This window comes from Pseudomonas lyxosi, assembly GCF_047758685.1.
Taxonomy (GTDB): Bacteria; Pseudomonadota; Gammaproteobacteria; order Pseudomonadales; family Pseudomonadaceae; genus Aquipseudomonas; species Aquipseudomonas lyxosi.
The window spans coordinates 1,266,164-1,284,440 of sequence record NZ_CP180481.1 but is presented as its reverse complement, the minus strand read 5'-3'; the positions used below and the strand labels follow the sequence as shown (position 1 = coordinate 1,284,440).

The window sequence follows — 18,277 nt, the reverse complement described above, 5'->3', positions numbered from 1 at the left end:
TTTGCGGTGTTCTTCTGGCCGCCATCGCGAGCAAGCTCGCTCCCACAGGGGATCATCTGTGAACACAATTCTTGTGAGCAACGACGATCAAATGTGGGAGCGAGCTTGCTCGCGATGGTGTCAGCGAGAACGCAACAAATCCCTCAGACCAACTCTTTCATCCGATGCCACAACATCCCCAGCGCCAGTAATGGCGAGCGCAAATGCTTGCCGCCCGGAAAGGTAATGTGCGGCACCTTGGCAAACAGATCAAACCCACCACCCTGTTGACCACTGATAGCCTCAGCCAACAGCTTCCCCGCCAGGTGCGTGGCATTCACGCCGTGACCGGAATAAGCCTGCGCGTAATACACATTCGGCTGATCCTTTAACCGCCCGATCTGCGGCAGACGGTTGGCGCCGATGCCGATCATCCCGCCCCATTGAAAGTCGATCTTCACGCTGACCAGTTGCGGGAAAACCTCCAGCATCTTCGGCCGCATGTAGGCGGCGATGTCCTTCGGGTCGCGACCTGAATAGTGACAGGCGCCGCCAAACAGCAAGCGTCGGTCCGCCGAGAGCCGGTAGTAATCCAGCGCCACCCGTTGATCGCAGACCGCCATGTTCTGCGGCAGCAGCGAGTGAGCCAGCGATTCACTCAACGGTTCGGTGGCGATGATGTAGCTGCCGGCGGGCAGCACCTTGCCGCCGAGTTCGGGATTGAGTTCACTGAGGTAGGCGTTGCAGCCCAGCACCAGCGTCTTGGCGCGGACCGAGCCCTGGGCGGTATGGACCTTGACCTCGGGGCCATAATCGATGCGGGTGACCGCCGATTGTTCGAACAGCTTCACCCCGAGCTGTTGGGCCGCAGCTGCTTCGCCCAGTGCCAGGTTCAGCGGGTGCAGATGCCCTGAACCCATATCGATCAAACCGCCGACGTAGCGGTCGGAACCCACTACGGAATGCATTTCACTGGCTTGCAGCAGACGGGTTTCGTAACGGTAACCGAGACTGCGCAGCTCTTCGGCGTCTTCGGCAAAACCTTCAAGGTCGCGAGGCTTGTTAGCGAGGTCGCAATAACCCCAGGTCAGGTCGCAAGGGATCTGAAAACGCTCGACACGCTGTCGGACGATTTCCACCGCTTCCAGGCCCATGAGTTTCATCTGACGCACGCCGTCCGCACCGATCACGTTGGCGAACTGATCGAGGCCGTGGCCGACGCCACGAATCAACTGCCCGCCATTGCGCCCGCTCGCGCCCCAGCCAATTTTGTGCGCTTCGAGCAGGATCACACTGAAACCGCGTTCGGCCAGTTCAAGCGCCGTGTTCAACCCGGAGAACCCGCCACCGACCACGCACACGTCAGCCACCAGGTCGCCTGTGAGCACCGGATGATTGGGCTGCGGCAGGCTGCTGGCGGCGTAATAAGAGGCAGTGTGCTGGTGGTTCGGGGCAGGTTGCTGAGCACCGGCATTCATGTGCGTGATCCTGATTCGTGTGTTTAGAAAATTTAACGGAGCATAAGCCGGACCTTCGGACACGGGCAACACTGGTCGGTTGGTGCTGTCTGGATCGGGGCTTTTACGTCAGAATCCCGCTCTATTCCGCTTTTGGTCACCGCTTCGATGAGCTGCAACAGTCAGAAAATTCGCACGCTACGGCAGCAGATCCCCTCGTTCGAGTGCGTGCCCGGCTGCCATGACTGCTGTGGGCCGGTAACCACTTCACCGGAAGAAATGTCCCGCCTGCCGCGCAAGACCCGGGCCGAGCAGGACGCTGCGATGGATGAGCTCAATTGTGTTCATCTCGGACCCAACGGCTGCACGGTGTATGACGAGCGGCCGCTGATCTGTCGGTTGTTCGGCACCACAAAGACCTTGCCGTGCCCGAATGGGCGAGGGCCGGTGGAGCTGATTCATCCGCGGGTCGAGAAGCAGATTCATGAGTACATGGCTTCGACGCGGCAGGTGCTGGTGTAACGATCGGCACAGGCTCAATCCGGAATCGGCAAACACAAGCTCTCTTTCACCTCTTCCATCACGATGTAGCTCTTGGATTCGCGCACATGCGGCAGCTTGAGCAGGATGTCGCCCAGCAGTTTGCGGTACGAGGCCATCTCGGAAATCCGCGCCTTCACCAGATAGTCGAAATCCCCTGACACCAAATGGCACTCCAGCACGTGGGGCAGCTTCAGGACCGCGCGTCGAAACTCTTCGAAAGTATCGCCGGATTTGTAGTCGAGACTGATCTCGACGAACACCAGAAGACTACCCTTGAGGTGCTGCGGATTGAGCCGGGCGTTGTAGCCCATGATGATCCCTTCGCGCTCCAGCCGCCGGACCCGCTCGGTACACGGCGTGGTCGAGAGCCCGACCTTTTCCCCCAGCTCGGTGAAGGAGATCCGCCCGTCCGCTTGCAGGATACGCAGGATGTTGCGGTCGATCTTGTCCAGCTCACGTTTGGTCTGAGTGTTGGTACGCATAGGGGATGCGCCTCCGTGAAAAGCGTTTTTGCCGAGAATTCTCGCCAAATATAGGCACTTATATAGTGAAAAGCACTGCCTAATCTTTTTTACACTGCGCACATCAATGCTCGACAACTACGAACGTCAGCGGCAAGCCGCGATGAGGGATATGAAAATGCGCGTTATGGTCTTGGGTAGCGGCGTCATCGGTACCACCAGTGCCTATTATCTGGCGCGTGCCGGGTTTGAAGTAGTGGTAGTGGACCGTCAGCCGGCCGCTGCCATGGAGACCAGTTTCGCCAACGCCGGGCAGGTTTCGCCGGGTTATGCCTCGCCGTGGGCCGCGCCGGGTGTGCCGCTCAAGGCCATCAAGTGGCTGTTGCAGCGCCACGCACCGCTGGCGATCAAGGCCACCGCCGACATCGACCAATACCTGTGGATGGCGCAGATGCTGCGCAACTGCACCGCCAGCCGTTATGCGGTGAACAAGGAGCGCATGGTCCGCCTGTCCGAGTACAGCCGTGACTGCCTCGACGAATTGCGCGCTGAAACCGGCATTGCCTACGAAGGCCGCAGCCTCGGTACTACCCAATTGTTCCGCACCCAGGCTCAACTCGACGGCGCCTGGAAAGACATCGCCGTGCTGAAAGAGTCCGGCGTGCCGTTCGAACTGCTCGACCGCGCCGGCATTGCCCGCGTAGAGCCGGCGCTGGCCAGCGTCACCGACATCCTCGCCGGCGCCCTGCGCCTGCCGAACGACCAGACCGGCGATTGCCAGATGTTCACCACCCGCCTGGCCGAAATGGCCGTGAAACTCGGTGTGGAATTCCGCTTCGACCAGGACATTCAACGCCTCGACTACGCCGGTGATCGCATCAACGGCGTATGGATCGACGGCAAGCTGGAAACCGCTGATCGCTACGTGCTGGCCCTGGGCAGCTACTCGCCGCAACTGCTCAAGCCGCTGGGCATCAAGGCGCCGGTGTATCCGCTCAAGGGTTACTCCCTGACCGTGCCGATTACTAACCCGGCGATGGCCCCGACATCGACTATCCTCGATGAGACCTACAAGGTCGCGATCACTCGTTTCGACAACCGCATCCGCGTCGGCGGCATGGCTGAAATAGCCGGTTTTGACCTGTCGCTGAACCCGCGTCGGCGTGAAACCCTGGAGATGATCGTCAACGACCTCTATCCTCAGGGCGGTGATCTGGCCCAGGCGAGTTTCTGGACCGGTCTGCGTCCGACCACCCCGGACGGCACGCCGATCGTGGGTGCTACACCGTTCAGCAATCTGTTTTTGAACACGGGTCACGGTACGCTTGGTTGGACCATGGCGTGCGGTTCCGGTCGCTTGCTGGCCGATCTGATGGCGAAGAAAACGCCGCAGATCAGCGCCGAAGGCCTCGATATTTCCCGTTATGGAAAAAAACTTCAGGAGTCTGCAAAACATGTCAATCCAGCGCCAGCTCACCAATGAGCGCATGAGCCAGATCGTAGTCCACAGCGGTACCGTGTATCTGGCAGGGCAGGTCGGCGACGATATGAACGCCGGGATTGAACAGCAGACCCGTGAAACGCTTGCCAACATCGAGCGTTTGCTGGATCTGGCCGGAACCGACAAGAGCCGTCTGCTGTCGGTGACGATTTACTTGAAAGACATTGATGCACACTTTGAAGGCATGAACGCGGTCTGGGACAAGTGGCTGCCAAAAGGCGTCGCACCGGCCCGTGCCACCGTTGAATCGAAGTTGTGCGAACCGGAAATCCTGGTTGAGCTGTCGGTTGTCGCCGCTCTGCCATAAACCCGTCAGAAAGATCCCTCTCCCGGTGCTACTGGCGGTTCACGCCGTCAGCCAGCGCCGGTTTTTCTTCCCATGACCGCCTAGAAGTCTGCCGCCATGCGTCCAGCCCGTGCCCTGATCGACCTTCAAGCCCTGCGTCACAACTACCAAATCGCCCGTGAAGTCACGGGGGCCAAGGCCCTCGCGGTGATCAAGGCCGATGCCTACGGTCATGGCGCGGTGCGTTGCGCCCAGGCGCTGGAAGCCGAAGCAGACGGTTTCGCCGTGGCCTGTATCGAAGAAGCGTTGGAGCTGCGAGCCGCGGGCATTCGTGCGCCGGTGTTGTTGCTGGAAGGTTTTTTCGAAGCCGATGAGCTGTCGCTGATCGTCGAGCATGACTTCTGGTGTGTGGTGCATTCGCTGTGGCAGCTCGAAGCCATCGAGAACGCTGCACTGAGCAAGCCGATCACGGTCTGGCTCAAGCTCGATTCGGGCATGCATCGGGTTGGCTTGCATCCAAAGGATTATCAGGCGGGCTATCAACGGCTGCTGGCCAGCGGCAAGGTCGCGAAGATTGTTCTGATGAGCCACTTCGCCCGGGCCGATGAGCTGCACAGTCAGGCCAGTGCCGAACAGGTTGCTGTGTTCGAAGCGGCGCGCCAGGGCTTGTCGGCCGAGGTCAGCCTGCGTAACTCGCCGGCAGTGCTCGGTTGGCCGCAGATTCCAAGTGACTGGGTTCGTCCGGGCATCATGCTTTACGGCGCGACTCCGTTTGAAGAAGCCAATACCGTAGCGTCCCGCCTGCAACCGGTGATGACCCTCGAATCGAAAGTGATTTGCGTGCGTGAACTGCCGGCCGGCGAGCCGATCGGTTACGGCGCCACATTCATCACCCAGAAGCCGATGCGCGTGGGCGTGGTGGCCATGGGTTATGCCGATGGCTACCCACGTCAGGCACCGACCGGTACGCCAGTGATGGTCGCCGGGCAGCGCAGCCAGTTGATTGGCCGGGTGTCGATGGACATGCTTTGCATCGACCTGACCGATGTGCCGCAAGCCGGCCTCGGTTCGACCGTCGAGTTGTGGGGCAAAAACATTCTCGCCAGTGACGTGGCGGCGGCTGCGGGCACGATTCCTTACCAGATCTTCTGCAACCTGCGCCGGGTGCCAATGCTCTATTCCGGGGTTTAGGTCAAAGCGGCCCGACCGAAAGTCGCTTCACCGAACAGGATTCAGGTCCAAGTGTTGTAAATACTGAACGCTGTCGCCATGATAACGCTCAATATTCCAACAACCTGAATCCCTGGAGGCTCCAGCATTGGACGTCGGTGAACGACTGCAATCCATCCGTAAGCTCAAAGGACTTTCCCAGCGTGAACTCGCCAAACGCGCGGGCGTCACCAACAGCACCATTTCGATGATCGAGAAGAACAGCGTCAGCCCCTCGATCAGTTCGCTGAGGAAGGTACTGGGCGGGATTCCCATGTCCATGGTCGAGTTCTTTTCCGAAGAGATCCTGCAGGAAAAACCGACTCAGATCGTCTACAAAGCCAACGAGCTGATCGATATTTCCGATGGTGCAGTGACCATGAAACTGGTCGGCAGGGCTCATCCGAGCCGGGCTATCGCGTTCCTCAACGAAATCTACCCGCCAGGCGCCGACACCGGTGACGAGATGCTCACACATGAGGGCGAGGAAACTGGGATTTTGCTCGAAGGTCGACTTGAACTGGTGGTGGGGCTTGAAACTTTTGTGCTCGAAGCCGGCGACAGCTACTACTTTGAAAGTACCAAACCGCACCGTTTCCGTAATCCGTTCGATGCGCCAGCGCGACTAATCAGCGCAGCTACTCCAGCGAATTTCTAAGAAAAGAGGCGTCCCGCGAGCATTGCGGAGGTGCCCGAGTTGTTTTTCCGCCACGCATAAGACCCCTTCGACTTTAGGGTTGTTTCAGTGTGGCGGGCTTACCGTTATACTTGCGCCCGCCTGCGAACCGTGGCCGTGGGCGTGACTAGCCACCATTGAGGGTGAACGCGTGAATCTAATTATGAAAATGCTGGCCGTACCAGCAACCGTATTGGCCCTTTGGGCAGTCAGCGCACAAGCTGCGACCAACGACGATATTGCTAAACGCCTTGAGCCAGTCGGCCAGGTTTGCGTTCAGGGTAAAGAGTGCAAGGGGATGGAAGTCGCTGCATCTGCGGGTGGTGGAGATGCCAAAACCCCAGACTCAGTGATTGCAAAACATTGCAACGCTTGCCACGGCACCGGCCTGTTGGGCGCGCCGAAAATCGGTGATGCCGCAGCCTGGGGCGAGCGCGCCAAGAAAGAAGGCGGCCTCGACGGTTTGCTGGCGAAAGCAATCTCCGGCATCAATGCAATGCCTCCAAAAGGCACCTGCGCCGATTGCGCTGATGCCGACCTCAAGGGCGCCATCCAGAAGATGTCCGGCCTGAAATAAGCCTTCATCTTCATCAAAAAGCCGCTTTCGAGCGGCTTTTTTGTGCCTGCGATTTAAGCCCGAGACTGTTCATTGCAGCAAAGACCCGGCAAGCTCGGTCCAACCCCAGTTCACGGAATGTAAGGGAGGATCAGATGGTGCAGCTGTGTTCTATCGAGCAAGCGGTCGATGATGTCCTGGCACGGTTGCCGGCGCATATCCACATGGGCCTGCCCCTCGGTCTGGGCAAACCCAACCATTTCGTCAACGCGCTGTTTCAACGCATCGCGCAGTTGCCCGAGCGGCAGCTGACGATCTACACCGCCCTGTGCCTGGGCCGTCCTTCTTTGGGCGACGGTTTGCAAAAGCGCTTCCTTGAGCCCTTCATCGAGCGGGTTTTCGGCGATTATCCGGAACTGGATTTCCTGGCCGACCTGCATCGCGATAGCCTGCCGTCCAACATCCATGTTCAGCAATTCTTCATGCAGCCCGGCAGCCTGCTCCACAGCGCACAGGCCCAGCAGGATTACGTCAGCAGCAATTACAGCCACGCCGCCCGAGACATCAACGCCGCCGGTTTGAACCTGGTGGCGCAATTGGTGGCGAGCCACAGCGAACATCCTGACCGCCTGAGCCTGAGCTGCAACCCGGACATCACCCTCGACCTGTTTCCCATGATCGCCAAGCGTCGGGCGGCGGGGGAGACGATCCTGCTGGTGGGCCAGGTGCACAATGATTTGCCCTACATGCCCGGGGACGCGGAAGTCGGCATGGACGCTTTCGATCTGCTGATCGACGAGAAGGACACGACCACGCTGTTCTCCACGCCGAACATGCCGGTGGGTTTCCAGGATCACTTCATCGGGCTGCACGCCAGCACGCTGGTGCGCGACGGCGGCACCTTGCAGATCGGCATCGGCGCCATGGGCGATGCCCTGACCGCTGCGTTGCTGGCACGGCAGGCCGACAATGGCGGTTACAAGGCGTTGCTGGCGGAGGTGAATCTGAGCCAGTGGGCGCAGTTGATCGAACGCGAAGGCGGCGTCGAACCCTTCGCCAAGGGCCTTTACGGTTGCAGCGAAATGTTCGTCAACGGCTTGCTGGTGCTGGCCGACGCCGGGATTGTGCGGCGCAAGGTCTACCCCGATGTACCGACCCAGGAACAGGCGAATGCCGGCACGCTGGACGAAGCCGCGCAGACTGACGGCATCTCGGTGCATGGCGGTTTCTTCCTTGGGCCGCGCAGTTTCTATGAGCGCCTGCGCGAGTTGCCGCAAAGCAAGCGGCTCGAATTCAACATGACCCGCATCAGCTACATCAACGAGCTCTACGGTCAGGAAGAACTCAAACGCTTGCAGCGCCTCGATGCGCGCTTCATCAACACCGTATTCACCATGACCTTGCTGGGTGCCGGCGTAGCCGATCAGCTCGAAGACGGGCGAGTACTCAGCGGTGTCGGCGGGCAATACAATTTCGTCGCCCAGGGCCACGCGCTGGAAGGCGCGCGTTCGGTGCTGCTTCTGCGCAGCTGGCGCGAGTCGGGCGGTGAGGTGAGTTCGAACATCGTCTGGGAGTACGGTCATTGCACGATCCCGCGACACCTGCGAGACATCGTGGTCACCGAGTACGGCATCGCCGATCTGCGGGGCAAGACCGATGCGGCGGTGATCGAGGCGTTGCTGAACATCAGCGACTCACGTTTCCAGCCAGGGTTGATCGAACAGGCCCAGGCAGTCGGTAAGTTACCGAAGAATTTTCGTATTGATCCACGGTTCGCTGACAACAGCCCGCAACGCTTGCAGGCCATTCAGGCGCGGCATCCGCAGTTGTTTCCGGAGTATCCGCTGGGGTGTGATTTCACCGCCGAGGAGAAGGATCTATTGCGGGCGCTGAACTGGTTGAAGAGCAAGTTCAAGCTCACGGAGATTCTGGAGCTTGGCAAGGCAGCGCTGGATGCGCCGGAGCCTTCATCGTATCCCGAACATCTGGAACGGATGCAACTGACCAGCCCGGAAGGGCTGAAAGAGGATTTGTTTCAGCGGCTATTGCTCACCGGCCTGAAGGCCACCGCGATTTAACGGCGAACAGAGATCAACTGTGGGAGCGGGCTTGCTCGCGAAAGCGGTGTATCAGCCGACATCAATGTTGACTGACACTCCGTCTTCGCGAGCAAGCCCGCTCCCACAGTTGTTTTGCGGTGTGGCTTTATTCGATGAAGGTGACGACACCGCCAGCCAACGACTGAACCCGAGCCAAGGATTCAACGCGATAACCCTGAGCATCCAGTTCCGCACGGCCGCCCTGAAACGACTTCTCGATCACAATCCCCAACCCGGCGACGGTAGCGCCGGCCTGTTTGATGATCGAGATCAGCGCTTGCGACGCCTTACCGTTGGCCAAGAAGTCATCGATGATCAACACGCGGTCGCTGCTGGTCAGGTGGCGCGGGGAGATCGCCACGGTGCTTTCGGTCTGCTTGGTAAATGAGTAAACGGTCGCCGACAGCAGGTTTTCGGTCAGGGTCAGGGACTGATGCTTGCGCGCAAAAATCACCGGTACGCCGAGGTTCAGACCGGTCATGATCGCCGGCGCGATGCCCGAGGCTTCGATGGTGACGATCTTGGTGATGCCCGAATCCTTGAACAGCGTGGCGAATTCGTCGCCGATCAGCTTCATCAGGGCCGGGTCGATCTGGTGGTTCAGAAAGGCGTCGACTTTCAGGACCTGGTCGGAAAGCACGATGCCTTCTTCGCGAATTTTCTTGTGCAGTGCTTCCATGAAGCTTTCCTCTAAGGACGGCTTGCGTCTAAGGCTGGTTAAAAAGTAGTCGATTCTAGCGCTTTAACATCGCGCGTATATCCGCCAATGCGGTATTTCCGCGAACGGCTTTGACTTCAACGGGCGTGTCGTCGGTGCCTTCCCAGGCCAGGTCATCCGGCGGCAGTTCATCGAGAAAGCGGCTCGGCGCGCAGTCGATGATCTCGCCGTATTGCTTACGCTTGGCGGCGAAGGTGAAGGCCAGCGTCTGACGCGCTCGGGTAATTCCGACGTAAGCCAGCCGACGTTCTTCTTCGATGGTGTCGGCTTCGATACTGGAGCGGTGCGGGAGGATTTCCTCTTCCATGCCCATGATGAACACGTAAGGGAATTCCAGACCCTTGGAGGCGTGCAAGGTCATCATCTGCACACCTTCGGCGCCGTCTTCCTCTTCCTGCTGACGCTCCAGCATGTCGCGCAGGACGAGTTTGCCGATGGCGTCTTCGACGGTCATCTCGCCTTCTTCGTCTTTTTCGAGGGTGTTCTTCAACGCCTCGATCAAGAACCAGACGTTACCCATGCGGTAATCGGCGGCCTTGTCGCTGGAACTGTTGGTGCGCAGCCAGTTCTCGTAGTCGATGTCCATGACCATGCTGCGCAGCGCCGAGATCGGGTCTTCGCCGGCGCATTGCTCGCGGACCTTGTCCATGAAGCGCTTGAAGCGCGACAGTCGATCGGTGAAGCGCGTATCCAGATGCTCGCCCAGACCGATTTCGTCGGTGGCAGCGTACATCGAGATTTTGCGTTCGGTGGCGTAGTTGCCAAGCTTTTCCAGCGTGGTCGAACCGATCTCCCGACGTGGGACGTTGATCACCCGCAGGAAGGCGTTGTCGTCGTCCGGGTTCACGATCAGGCGGAAGTAGGCCATCAGGTCTTTCACTTCCTGACGTCCGAAAAAGCTGTTGCCGCCGGACAGGCGATACGGAATCTGGTGGTGTTGCAACTTCAGCTCGATCAGCTTGGCCTGGTAGTTACCGCGGTACAGAATCGCAAAATCGCTGTACGGCCGATCCGTGCGCAAGTGCAGGGTCAGCAGTTCCACGGCCACGCGTTCGGCTTCGGCGTCTTCGTTGCGGCAGCGGATCACGCGGATCTCGTCGCCGTGGCCCATCTCGCTCCACAGCTGTTTTTCGAATTCGTGCGGGTTGTTCGAGATCAGCACGTTGGCGCACCGCAGGATGCGGCTGGTGGAGCGATAGTTTTGCTCCAGCATCACCACTTTCAGGGACGGGTAATCCTCCTTGAGCAGCATCAGGTTTTCCGGCCGGGCGCCGCGCCAGGCGTAGATCGACTGGTCGTCGTCGCCGACCACGGTGAACTGGTTGCGTATGCCGATAAGGAGCTTCACCAGCAAATACTGGCTGGCGTTGGTGTCCTGGTATTCGTCCACCAGCAGGTAGCGGACTTTGTTCTGCCATTTCTCGAGGATGTCGGCGTGTTCCTGGAACAGCTTCACCGGCAGCAGGATCAGGTCGTCGAAGTCCACCGCGTTGAACGCCTTGAGCGTGCGCTGATAGTGGGTGTAGACGATGGCGGCGGTCTGTTCCTTGGGGTTGCGCGCGTTTTCCAGGGCCTCGGGCGGCAGGATCAGGTCGTTTTTCCACGAGCCGATCATGTTCTTGATCTCGTCGACGCCGTCGTCGCCCGAGTATTCCTTCTGCATGATGTCGGTCATCAAGGCTTTGACGTCGGTCTCGTCGAAGATCGAGAAACCCGGCTTGTAGCCCAGCCGCACGTGTTCCTTGCGGATGATGTTCAGGCCCAGATTGTGGAAGGTGCAGACGGTCAGGCCGCGACCTTCGCCGCCCTTGAGCAGTGTGCCGACCCGTTCCTTCATCTCGCGCGCGGCCTTGTTGGTAAAGGTCATGGCGACGATGTACTGGGCGCGAATGCCGCAATTCTGGATCAGATGCGCAATTTTGCGCGTGATCACGCTGGTCTTGCCGGAGCCTGCGCCGGCGAGCACCAAAAGAGGGCCGCCGACGTAGCTCACGGCTTCTTGCTGCCGGGGATTGAGTCGGGACATACGAAATCAGGGAGTCGTTTGCGAAATGGGCCGGCATTTTAACAGGCTCAGCGAATTGTGCTGCTCTCTCCGACTTGTGACGCAGCACGCTATCTATATTTGCCGGTTTTGATACTTTCACGCAGGATGCGCGATGAATGTGCGTCTATTGTTCGTTATTCAAGATACAAAGCCGCGTTTGATAACCGAGGTCATTTGGTCATTGGTTACCGGCGCTGCATAATGCCCGCCGCCTACATCTTTGCAGAGTCTAGGGAGCTAGCTTGTCTACGCCTGTCGAACCCTTGCGTTTGCTGCTACTGGCCGAAGAGCCAGCGTGGGCAGCGTTGTTGCGCGAGTGTCTGGCTCCGATGGGGAGCTCGACCGTGCTGATCAGCGCGCCGAGTTGGGAGTCGGTCAGCAGTCTGTTCGATGACAACCGCGGTGCGGTGTTGTTGACGATTCCAGCGCTTCAACCTCTACCTGGCCGTTGCAGCCTGCCGACGGTATTGCTGCTCGAGCATGAGCCGCTGTTGCCACCCGATGGGGTGAGTGACTGGCTGGTACGCGATCACCTCGATCCCGGTATGTTGCGCCGGTGCCTGCGGCATGTGCGCGAGCGAGGCCTGCTGGAAAACACGCTGCAGCGCCTGGCCGAGCAAGACCCACTGACCGGCATCGCCAATCGCCAGGGTTTCCAGACCTTGCTGGCGGCACGCCTGACGGAAAACGACGGCCGCGGCCTGGCCCTCGGTCACCTCGACCTCGATAACTTCCGTCACGCCAACGATGCCCTGGGCCACCAGGCCGGTGACCGGTTGATCCTGCAAGTGGTCGCGCGGCTAAAAAGCCAGCTTGAGGCCAGCGATCAATTGGCGCGGCTGGGCAGTGATGAGTTCGCCCTGCTGATCGACACCCGCCGCGCGCCTCAGCGCGCCGAATGGATGGCCGAGCGCATTACTGAAGCGCTGGCCGAGCCTTACTGGGTCGACGGCGAAAGCCTGTTGATCGGTTCCAGCCTCGGTATTGCCCACGCCCGGGCCCAGGCCGGCGCCGACCCGCTGATGTGGCACGCACACATCGCCATGCAGCAGGCCAAAAGCACTCAAGGCTGCACTTTTCACATCTTCAACGAACGCATCAACCGCAATGCTCGCAGCATGGCCGACCTCGAAAGCGAGCTGCGCCGGGCGTTGCGCCGGGATGAACTGGAACTGCATTACCAGCCACGGCTGAACCTCGAGGACGGGCAGATCGTCGGCCTCGAAGCCTTGGTGCGCTGGCGTCATGGCGAGCGCGGCTTGCTGCCACCCAGCGAATTCGTGCCGCTGGCCGAGCAGAGCGGCTTGATTGTGCCGCTGGGTTACTGGGTGATTTCCCGCGCCTTGCGCGACATGCAGGCGTTGCGCGAACGGGGTTTGCCGGCGTTGCACATGGCGATCAATCTGTCGTTCCGGCAGTTTCAGGACAGCCAGTTATTGTCGACGTTGAGTCGGTTGATTGCCGAGCGTGGCGTCGAGGCGCAATGGCTGGAATTCGAACTGACTGAAACCGCCGTGATGCGCCGCAGCGATCTGGTCAAACAGACCATGGATGCCCTGGGGCGTCTGGGTGTGCGCTTCTCCCTCGACGACTTCGGCACCGGTTTCTCTTCGTTCGTGCACCTCAACAGCCTGCCGATTGCCTTATTGAAGATCGACAAGAGCTTTGTCGGCGGCATGGAACAGCGCGAAGAGAATCGCAAACTGGTCCACGCGATGATCAATCTGGCGCACAACCTCAATCTGGAAGTGGTCGCCGAAGGTGTAGAAACGCCGGAGCAACTGGATCTGTTGCGCGGGTTTGGCTGCGATCAGGTGCAAGGGTATTTGATCAGCAAGCCATTGCCGTTGGCGGAGCTGGTTGAGTATTTGACCTTTGGCAGCAGTCAGCAGCCTGCACAGGAAGTCGTGAACTAAACACGGACAAATGTGGGAGCGAGCTTGCTCGCGATAGCGGTTTGTCAGTCACATGTATGTTGGATGTGCCGCCGTCATCGCGAGCAAGCTCGCTCCCACAAGGGATCTCAGTCAGGCTGGGCGACCGGGAAACTATTCCGCGGCGCAGGCTCCTGACGAATCATCTTTTTCATTTTCCACTCAAACGCCCACGTCAGACTCACCGCCGCGCACGCCAGCCCCAACGCCAATCCCCACCAGACGCCTGTCGGCCCCCAATTCAAATGGAAGGCCATCCACCAGGCGGCGGGCGCGCCAATCAGCCAATAGCAACCCAGCCCCACCAGGAACGTGGTCTTGGCATCCTTGAGCCCACGAATGCAGCCCATGGCGATGGTTTGCGTGCCGTCGAACAGCTCGAACCACGCGGCGACCGCCAACAGGCTCACGGCCAGGTTGATGACGTCGCGAAACGCCGGGTCGTTGTGGTCCAGGAACAAACCGATCAACTGATTCGGCAGCAACCAGAAGACCATGGCGAAGGCAAGCATCGCCGCCGCGCCAAAGGCGATCCCGACCCGTCCGGCCAGCCGTGCATTCAGCAACTGCCCGGCGCCGTAGTGCTGCCCGATGCGCATGGTGATCGCATAGGAAATCCCCGCCGGAACCATGAACGCCACCGAGACGATTTGCAGGGCGATCTGGTGTGCGCCCATTTGCGTACTGCCCATGGTGCCCATGCACAGCGCGGCGAACGCAAACAGTCCGACTTCCACCGCGTAGGTGCCACCAATCGGCAGGCCCAGGCGCCACAGTTCCTTCAGATACTGGCGGTTAGGCCGCGACAGGCCCTGACGCAAGGGATAAGCGTCGTAGGCCGGATGCCGACGGATGTGCCAGGCCAGCGCCAGCGCCATGCAGTTGGCGACAACAGCGGTAACCAGTCCGATGCCCATCAACCCCAGTTTCGGCAGGCCGAACATGCCGGTAATCAATGCGTAATTGAGCAGGAAGTTGGCCACGGTGCCGCCGAGGCTGATGACCATCACCGGTGTTGCCCGGCCGATGGCGCTGGTGAAGCCACGCAGGGCCATGAAACTCAGGTAGCCGGGCAGGGCGAACGGCAGGATCAGCAGGAATTGCCCGGCCGCGTGGACGTTGGTTTCGGTCTGGCCGAACAGCAGCAACACCGGCTTGAGGTTCCACAGCAGCAACCCGGCCACCAACGCCATCAACCACGCCAGCCATAACCCGGCCTGGGTCAGCCTGGCGGCGCCGACGATGTCGCCGGCACCCTGACGGATCGCCACGAGGGTGCCGACCGCGGCGATCACGCCAATGCAGAAGATCGACACGAACGAGTAAGTTGCTGCGCCCAGGCCGCCACCGGCCAGCGCCTCTGGACTCAGGCGCGCCATCATCAAGGTGTCGGTGAGAACCATCAGCATGTGCGCCAACTGCGAGGCAATCAACGGCCCCGCCAGCCGCAGGATGGCCCAGAGTTCGGTACGTGCTGGATGCTGCATGGTCATCACGCCTCGATTATCAGAGTGAACAGGAGAGAGCCGATTCTCGGCGCTCTACGGGGTTTTCACAAAGGGATAAAAAGGATGGGTGGCATGAGTCAAACTCATGCTGAAGAGTTTCTGCTAGGGTGACCGAATCCCGCTATAGGAGCTTTCCGAATGTCTCGTCGTCTTCCTCCCTTGTATGCCCTGCGCGCATTCGAAGCGGCGGCGCGGCACAGCTCGTTTACCCGTGCGGCCGAAGAACTATCGATCACCCAAAGCGCGGTCAGTCGGCACATTCGTACGCTAGAAGAGCATTTTGCCTGTCGGCTGTTTCACCGCAGTGGGCGCAATCTGCAACTGACCGAGTCGGCGCGGTTGATCCTGCCCGGCATTCGCGAAGGCTTCACGGCCCTGGAGCGGGCCTGCAATACCTTGCGCGCCGAAGATGACATCCTGCGCATGAAAGCGCCGTCGACCCTGACCATGCGCTGGCTGCTGGCACGGCTGAGCCGCTTTCGGCACCTGCAACCGGGCAACGAGGTGCAATTGACCAGCGCCTGGATGGACGTCGACTCGGTGGACTTCAACCATGAACCGTTCGACTGCGCCGTCATCCTCAGCAACGGGCATTTTCCGCCGGACTGGGAGGCGAGTTTTCTGTTCCCGGAAGAGCTGATTCCAGTCGGCGCGCCGAATCTTCTGCAGGATCAACCGTGGGATGTCGCACGGCTGGCCAATGCCGAACTGTTGCACCCGACGCCGGACCGACGCGACTGGCGCAGTTGGCTGGAACGCATGGGGCTGGCGGATCAGGTGTCGCTCAAGGGCGGGCAAGTGTTCGACACGCTGGAACTGGGCATGATCGCCGCCGCCCGAGGCTATGGCGTGTCCATGGGCGATCTGCTGATGGTGGCGGAAGATGTGGCTCAGGGACGTCTGAGTTTGCCGTGGCCAACGGCCGTTGCCAGCGGTGAGAAATATTACCTGGTCTGGCCGAAAACTCGCCCCGGTGGTGAACGTTTGCGCAGGCTCAGCGACTTCCTGCAAGGCGAAGCCCGAGCAATGGAATTGCCCGACGTTCAACACTTGGGCTGAATCGATAGAGCCGCCGCAATGGCGGCCTTGAGCCATATCCCGGTTAATTACTCAAGTATTCCGATTGTCCGCCGAAAATGCAGGTGGAACCTTCGTGCAGGTTCGACGCAATTCCCATTATTAGAATTTTGCTGAGTGTGCAGCCAGATCAAGGAAGATCCGGGCGCTCGGCCAGGAGCTGTCATGTCTCAACCTCGTGCCCGGATCGCCTCACAGCTTGGTCTTGCGCTTGCCGTGATACTGGCGATTGTCATCAGCGGCAGTACCGTGTTCGCCCTGCGTTCGCTGGACACCGCCAACCTCGCCACCCGCGAAGAGCACCTGGCCAGTGAAGCCCGGTTGCTGGCCGATCAGTTGAGTACCTTTCACGGCACGTTGCGTGAAAGTACCCAGCGCCTGAGCGGTCTGTTCGAGAAGCGCTTCAGCGCCGGTTTGAGCGTGCACCCGGATGAACCGGTGGCGGTAGCGGGCGCACAGACGCCAGGCCTGCACCTGGGCAGCGAAGTGCTGAACAACAATTTCAAGGAAGTGGACGAGTTCAAGCAAATGACCGCCGGCGTTGCGACGGTGTTTGTGCGCAGCGGCGAAGACTTCATTCGGGTCAGCACGTCCCTGAGCAAACAGGACGGCACCCGAGCCATCGGCACGCTGCTTGATCACGCGAACCCGGCCTATGCCCGCTTGATGGCGGGGCAGGCCTACGTCGGTCGCGCCTTGCTGTTCGACCGCTCCTACATGACTCAGTACACCCCCGTACGTGACAGCGGCGGTAAGGTGATTGCCGTTCTGTTTGTAGGATTCGACTACACCGACGCGCAGAACGCGCAGTTTGCCAACCTCAAGCGCTTCCGTATCGGCCAGACCGGTTCCCTGGCGCTGCTGGATGAACAGAGCAAATGGCTGGTGCCGATCGCGGGCGTGCAAGCGCTGGATCAGGCGACTCCGACCATCGTCAGTCTGGCGAAAACGCCGGGCAAGGGCGAGTTCTGGAGCGACAAGTCCGAAGATTTCTACAGCATTGCCGTACCGTTTGAAGGCGGCCCATGGTCGGTGGTGGCGAGCATGCCGAAAACCGAAATCCGTGCCGTGACTTGGAGTGTCGGCATTCAATTGGCGATTGGCAGTCTGCTGGCGATGTTGATTGCTGTGGGGGCGGCGGTCTGGTTGCTACGCAGCAAACTCGCACCTTTGGGTGATCTGGTGCGTCAGGCCGAAGCCCTGGGCGCCGGTGATTTGAGCGTGCGTCTGAACGTATCGAGCAACGACGAGATCGGTCAATTGGCCCGCGCGTTCAACCAGATGAGCCAGGCGCTGTCGACCATGGTCGAGCACATCCGCAAGGCCTCGCAAGAGGTCAACAGCCGCGCCCAGGCCTTGTCCGGTCTTTCCGGTGGCGCCTATGAGGGGATGGAGCAGCAGTCGGGCGAAATCACCAGCATGGCCGGCGCCGTGGAAGAGTTCAGCGCCACCTCCCTGAACATCGCCGACAACATGGGCAACACCCAGCGTCTGGCCCAGGAAAACGCACAGCAAACCCAGATCGGTCGTACGTCGATGGACGAAGCGTCCTCGTCTCTGGAGCAAATCGCCGGCGCGCTGAACAGCACGGCGACAGTGATCAATACTTTGGGTCAGCGCTCCCAGGAAATCGGCGGCATTGTCGGTGTGATTACCTCGATTGCCGATCAAACCAACCTGCTGGCGCTCAACGCCGCCATCGAAGCCGCTCGTGCCGGCGAGCAGGGCCGTGGTTTTGCCGTGGTAGCCGATGAGGTTCGCAACCTGGCTTCGCGTACCCGCCAGGCGACAGATGAAATTTCCGGAATGATTCAAAGCATCCAGCAGGAAACCGGCAACGCCATCAGCACCATGGAACAAGGCAACCTGTTGATGCAGGAAGGCCTGTCGCGCAACGCCAACGTCGCCAGTGCCCTGGCACGGATCGATGAGCAAAGCCATTCTGCCGGTCAGCAATTCGCGGCGATCACCACCGCCACTCAAGAACAGAGCAGTACCGCCACCTTGCTCAGCAGCAACCTGCAAAGCATTGCCCTGGCGAACAGTGAGCAGCGCGAAGTGGTGTCCAATCTGGCGATCACTGCCAAAGAGTTGGAGAAGCTGGCGGCGGATTTGCGGCATGAGGTTGACCGGTTCCGCTGAGGCACCGCCGCATTCTTTCTCTCCCATGAGCTGAGTTGTGTTGTTTTTAAGCTTGATGAATCGTTTCAGCAAGACTATAAAAAC

Annotated in this window: 15 protein-coding genes; 10 read left to right on the top strand and 5 right to left on the bottom strand. The window is 59.9% G+C overall.

Features of this window, described 5'->3' with window-relative positions:
* Window positions 1-143 precede the first annotated feature (143 nt).
* Window positions 144-1,457: an NAD(P)/FAD-dependent oxidoreductase gene (locus tag ACMXYI_RS06105; RefSeq protein WP_415772227.1), complete on the bottom strand. Its 1,314-nt coding sequence runs from the start codon at window positions 1,455-1,457 to the stop codon at window positions 144-146.
* A gap of 147 nt (window positions 1,458-1,604) precedes the next feature.
* On the opposite strand from ACMXYI_RS06105, the gene ACMXYI_RS06100 reads away from it, so the two are divergent.
* Window positions 1,605-1,958, top strand: a complete 354-nt coding sequence (locus tag ACMXYI_RS06100) for a YkgJ family cysteine cluster protein (protein ID WP_007947437.1) — start codon at window positions 1,605-1,607, stop codon at window positions 1,956-1,958.
* Between the two features lie 14 nt (window positions 1,959-1,972).
* Here ACMXYI_RS06100 and ACMXYI_RS06095 read toward each other — a convergent pair whose 3' ends face one another.
* The gene (locus ACMXYI_RS06095; RefSeq protein ID WP_010465173.1) at window positions 1,973-2,461 is read right to left on the bottom strand and encodes an Lrp/AsnC ligand binding domain-containing protein; all 489 of its coding nucleotides are present in this window, start codon (window positions 2,459-2,461) and stop codon (window positions 1,973-1,975) included.
* A 157-nt stretch (window positions 2,462-2,618) separates the two neighbouring features.
* On the opposite strand from ACMXYI_RS06095, the gene dadA reads away from it, so the two are divergent.
* The 6 genes from dadA (at window position 2,619) to ACMXYI_RS06065 (ending at window position 8,746) form a co-directional block, all read left to right on the top strand.
* On the top strand, window positions 2,619-3,923 hold the full coding sequence (gene dadA / locus ACMXYI_RS06090) for a D-amino acid dehydrogenase (protein WP_415772225.1): 1,305 nt from the start codon (window positions 2,619-2,621) through the stop codon (window positions 3,921-3,923).
* Window positions 3,895-4,248, top strand: coding sequence for a RidA family protein (locus ACMXYI_RS06085; RefSeq protein WP_008150191.1), 354 nt, complete (start codon window positions 3,895-3,897; stop codon window positions 4,246-4,248). Before dadA ends, ACMXYI_RS06085 begins: the two co-directional genes overlap by 29 nt.
* A gap of 96 nt (window positions 4,249-4,344) precedes the next feature.
* On the top strand, window positions 4,345-5,418 hold the full coding sequence (gene alr, locus ACMXYI_RS06080; protein WP_415772223.1) for an alanine racemase: 1,074 nt from the start codon (window positions 4,345-4,347) through the stop codon (window positions 5,416-5,418).
* A gap of 127 nt (window positions 5,419-5,545) precedes the next feature.
* Window positions 5,546-6,094, top strand: a complete 549-nt coding sequence (locus ACMXYI_RS06075) for a cupin domain-containing protein (protein ID WP_008150195.1) — start codon at window positions 5,546-5,548, stop codon at window positions 6,092-6,094.
* A 169-nt stretch (window positions 6,095-6,263) separates the two neighbouring features.
* Window positions 6,264-6,689: a c-type cytochrome gene (locus ACMXYI_RS06070; protein WP_415772221.1), complete on the top strand. Its 426-nt coding sequence runs from the start codon at window positions 6,264-6,266 to the stop codon at window positions 6,687-6,689.
* Window positions 6,690-6,823: 134 nt separating this feature from the next.
* On the top strand, window positions 6,824-8,746 hold the full coding sequence (locus tag ACMXYI_RS06065) for an acetyl-CoA hydrolase/transferase C-terminal domain-containing protein (protein ID WP_415772219.1): 1,923 nt from the start codon (window positions 6,824-6,826) through the stop codon (window positions 8,744-8,746).
* A gap of 127 nt (window positions 8,747-8,873) precedes the next feature.
* On the opposite strand, the gene ACMXYI_RS06060 is transcribed toward ACMXYI_RS06065, so the two are convergent.
* Window positions 8,874-9,446, bottom strand: coding sequence for a xanthine phosphoribosyltransferase (locus ACMXYI_RS06060; RefSeq protein ID WP_020799401.1), 573 nt, complete (start codon window positions 9,444-9,446; stop codon window positions 8,874-8,876).
* A 55-nt stretch (window positions 9,447-9,501) separates the two neighbouring features.
* A complete protein-coding gene (gene rep / locus ACMXYI_RS06055; RefSeq protein ID WP_415772217.1) occupies window positions 9,502-11,511 on the bottom strand; it encodes a DNA helicase Rep in 2,010 nt (669 codons plus the stop codon).
* Between the two features lie 263 nt (window positions 11,512-11,774).
* Here rep and ACMXYI_RS06050 point away from each other — a divergent pair, with 263 nt between their 5' ends.
* On the top strand, window positions 11,775-13,448 hold the full coding sequence (locus tag ACMXYI_RS06050) for a putative bifunctional diguanylate cyclase/phosphodiesterase (protein ID WP_415772215.1): 1,674 nt from the start codon (window positions 11,775-11,777) through the stop codon (window positions 13,446-13,448).
* 107 nt (window positions 13,449-13,555) lie between these two features.
* Here the strand turns inward: ACMXYI_RS06050 and ACMXYI_RS06045 are convergent, their stop codons facing one another.
* The gene (locus tag ACMXYI_RS06045) at window positions 13,556-14,953 is read right to left on the bottom strand and encodes a NorM family multidrug efflux MATE transporter (protein WP_415772214.1); all 1,398 of its coding nucleotides are present in this window, start codon (window positions 14,951-14,953) and stop codon (window positions 13,556-13,558) included.
* A gap of 159 nt (window positions 14,954-15,112) precedes the next feature.
* Between ACMXYI_RS06045 and ACMXYI_RS06040 the strand changes: the two genes are divergently transcribed.
* Both ACMXYI_RS06040 and ACMXYI_RS06035 read left to right on the top strand, forming a co-directional pair.
* Window positions 15,113-16,033: a LysR substrate-binding domain-containing protein gene (locus ACMXYI_RS06040; protein ID WP_046053830.1), complete on the top strand. Its 921-nt coding sequence runs from the start codon at window positions 15,113-15,115 to the stop codon at window positions 16,031-16,033.
* 183 nt (window positions 16,034-16,216) lie between these two features.
* Complete coding sequence (locus ACMXYI_RS06035; protein ID WP_415772212.1) at window positions 16,217-18,193, top strand: methyl-accepting chemotaxis protein; 1,977 nt, start codon at window positions 16,217-16,219, stop codon at window positions 18,191-18,193.
* Window positions 18,194-18,277: the final 84 nt, after the last annotated feature.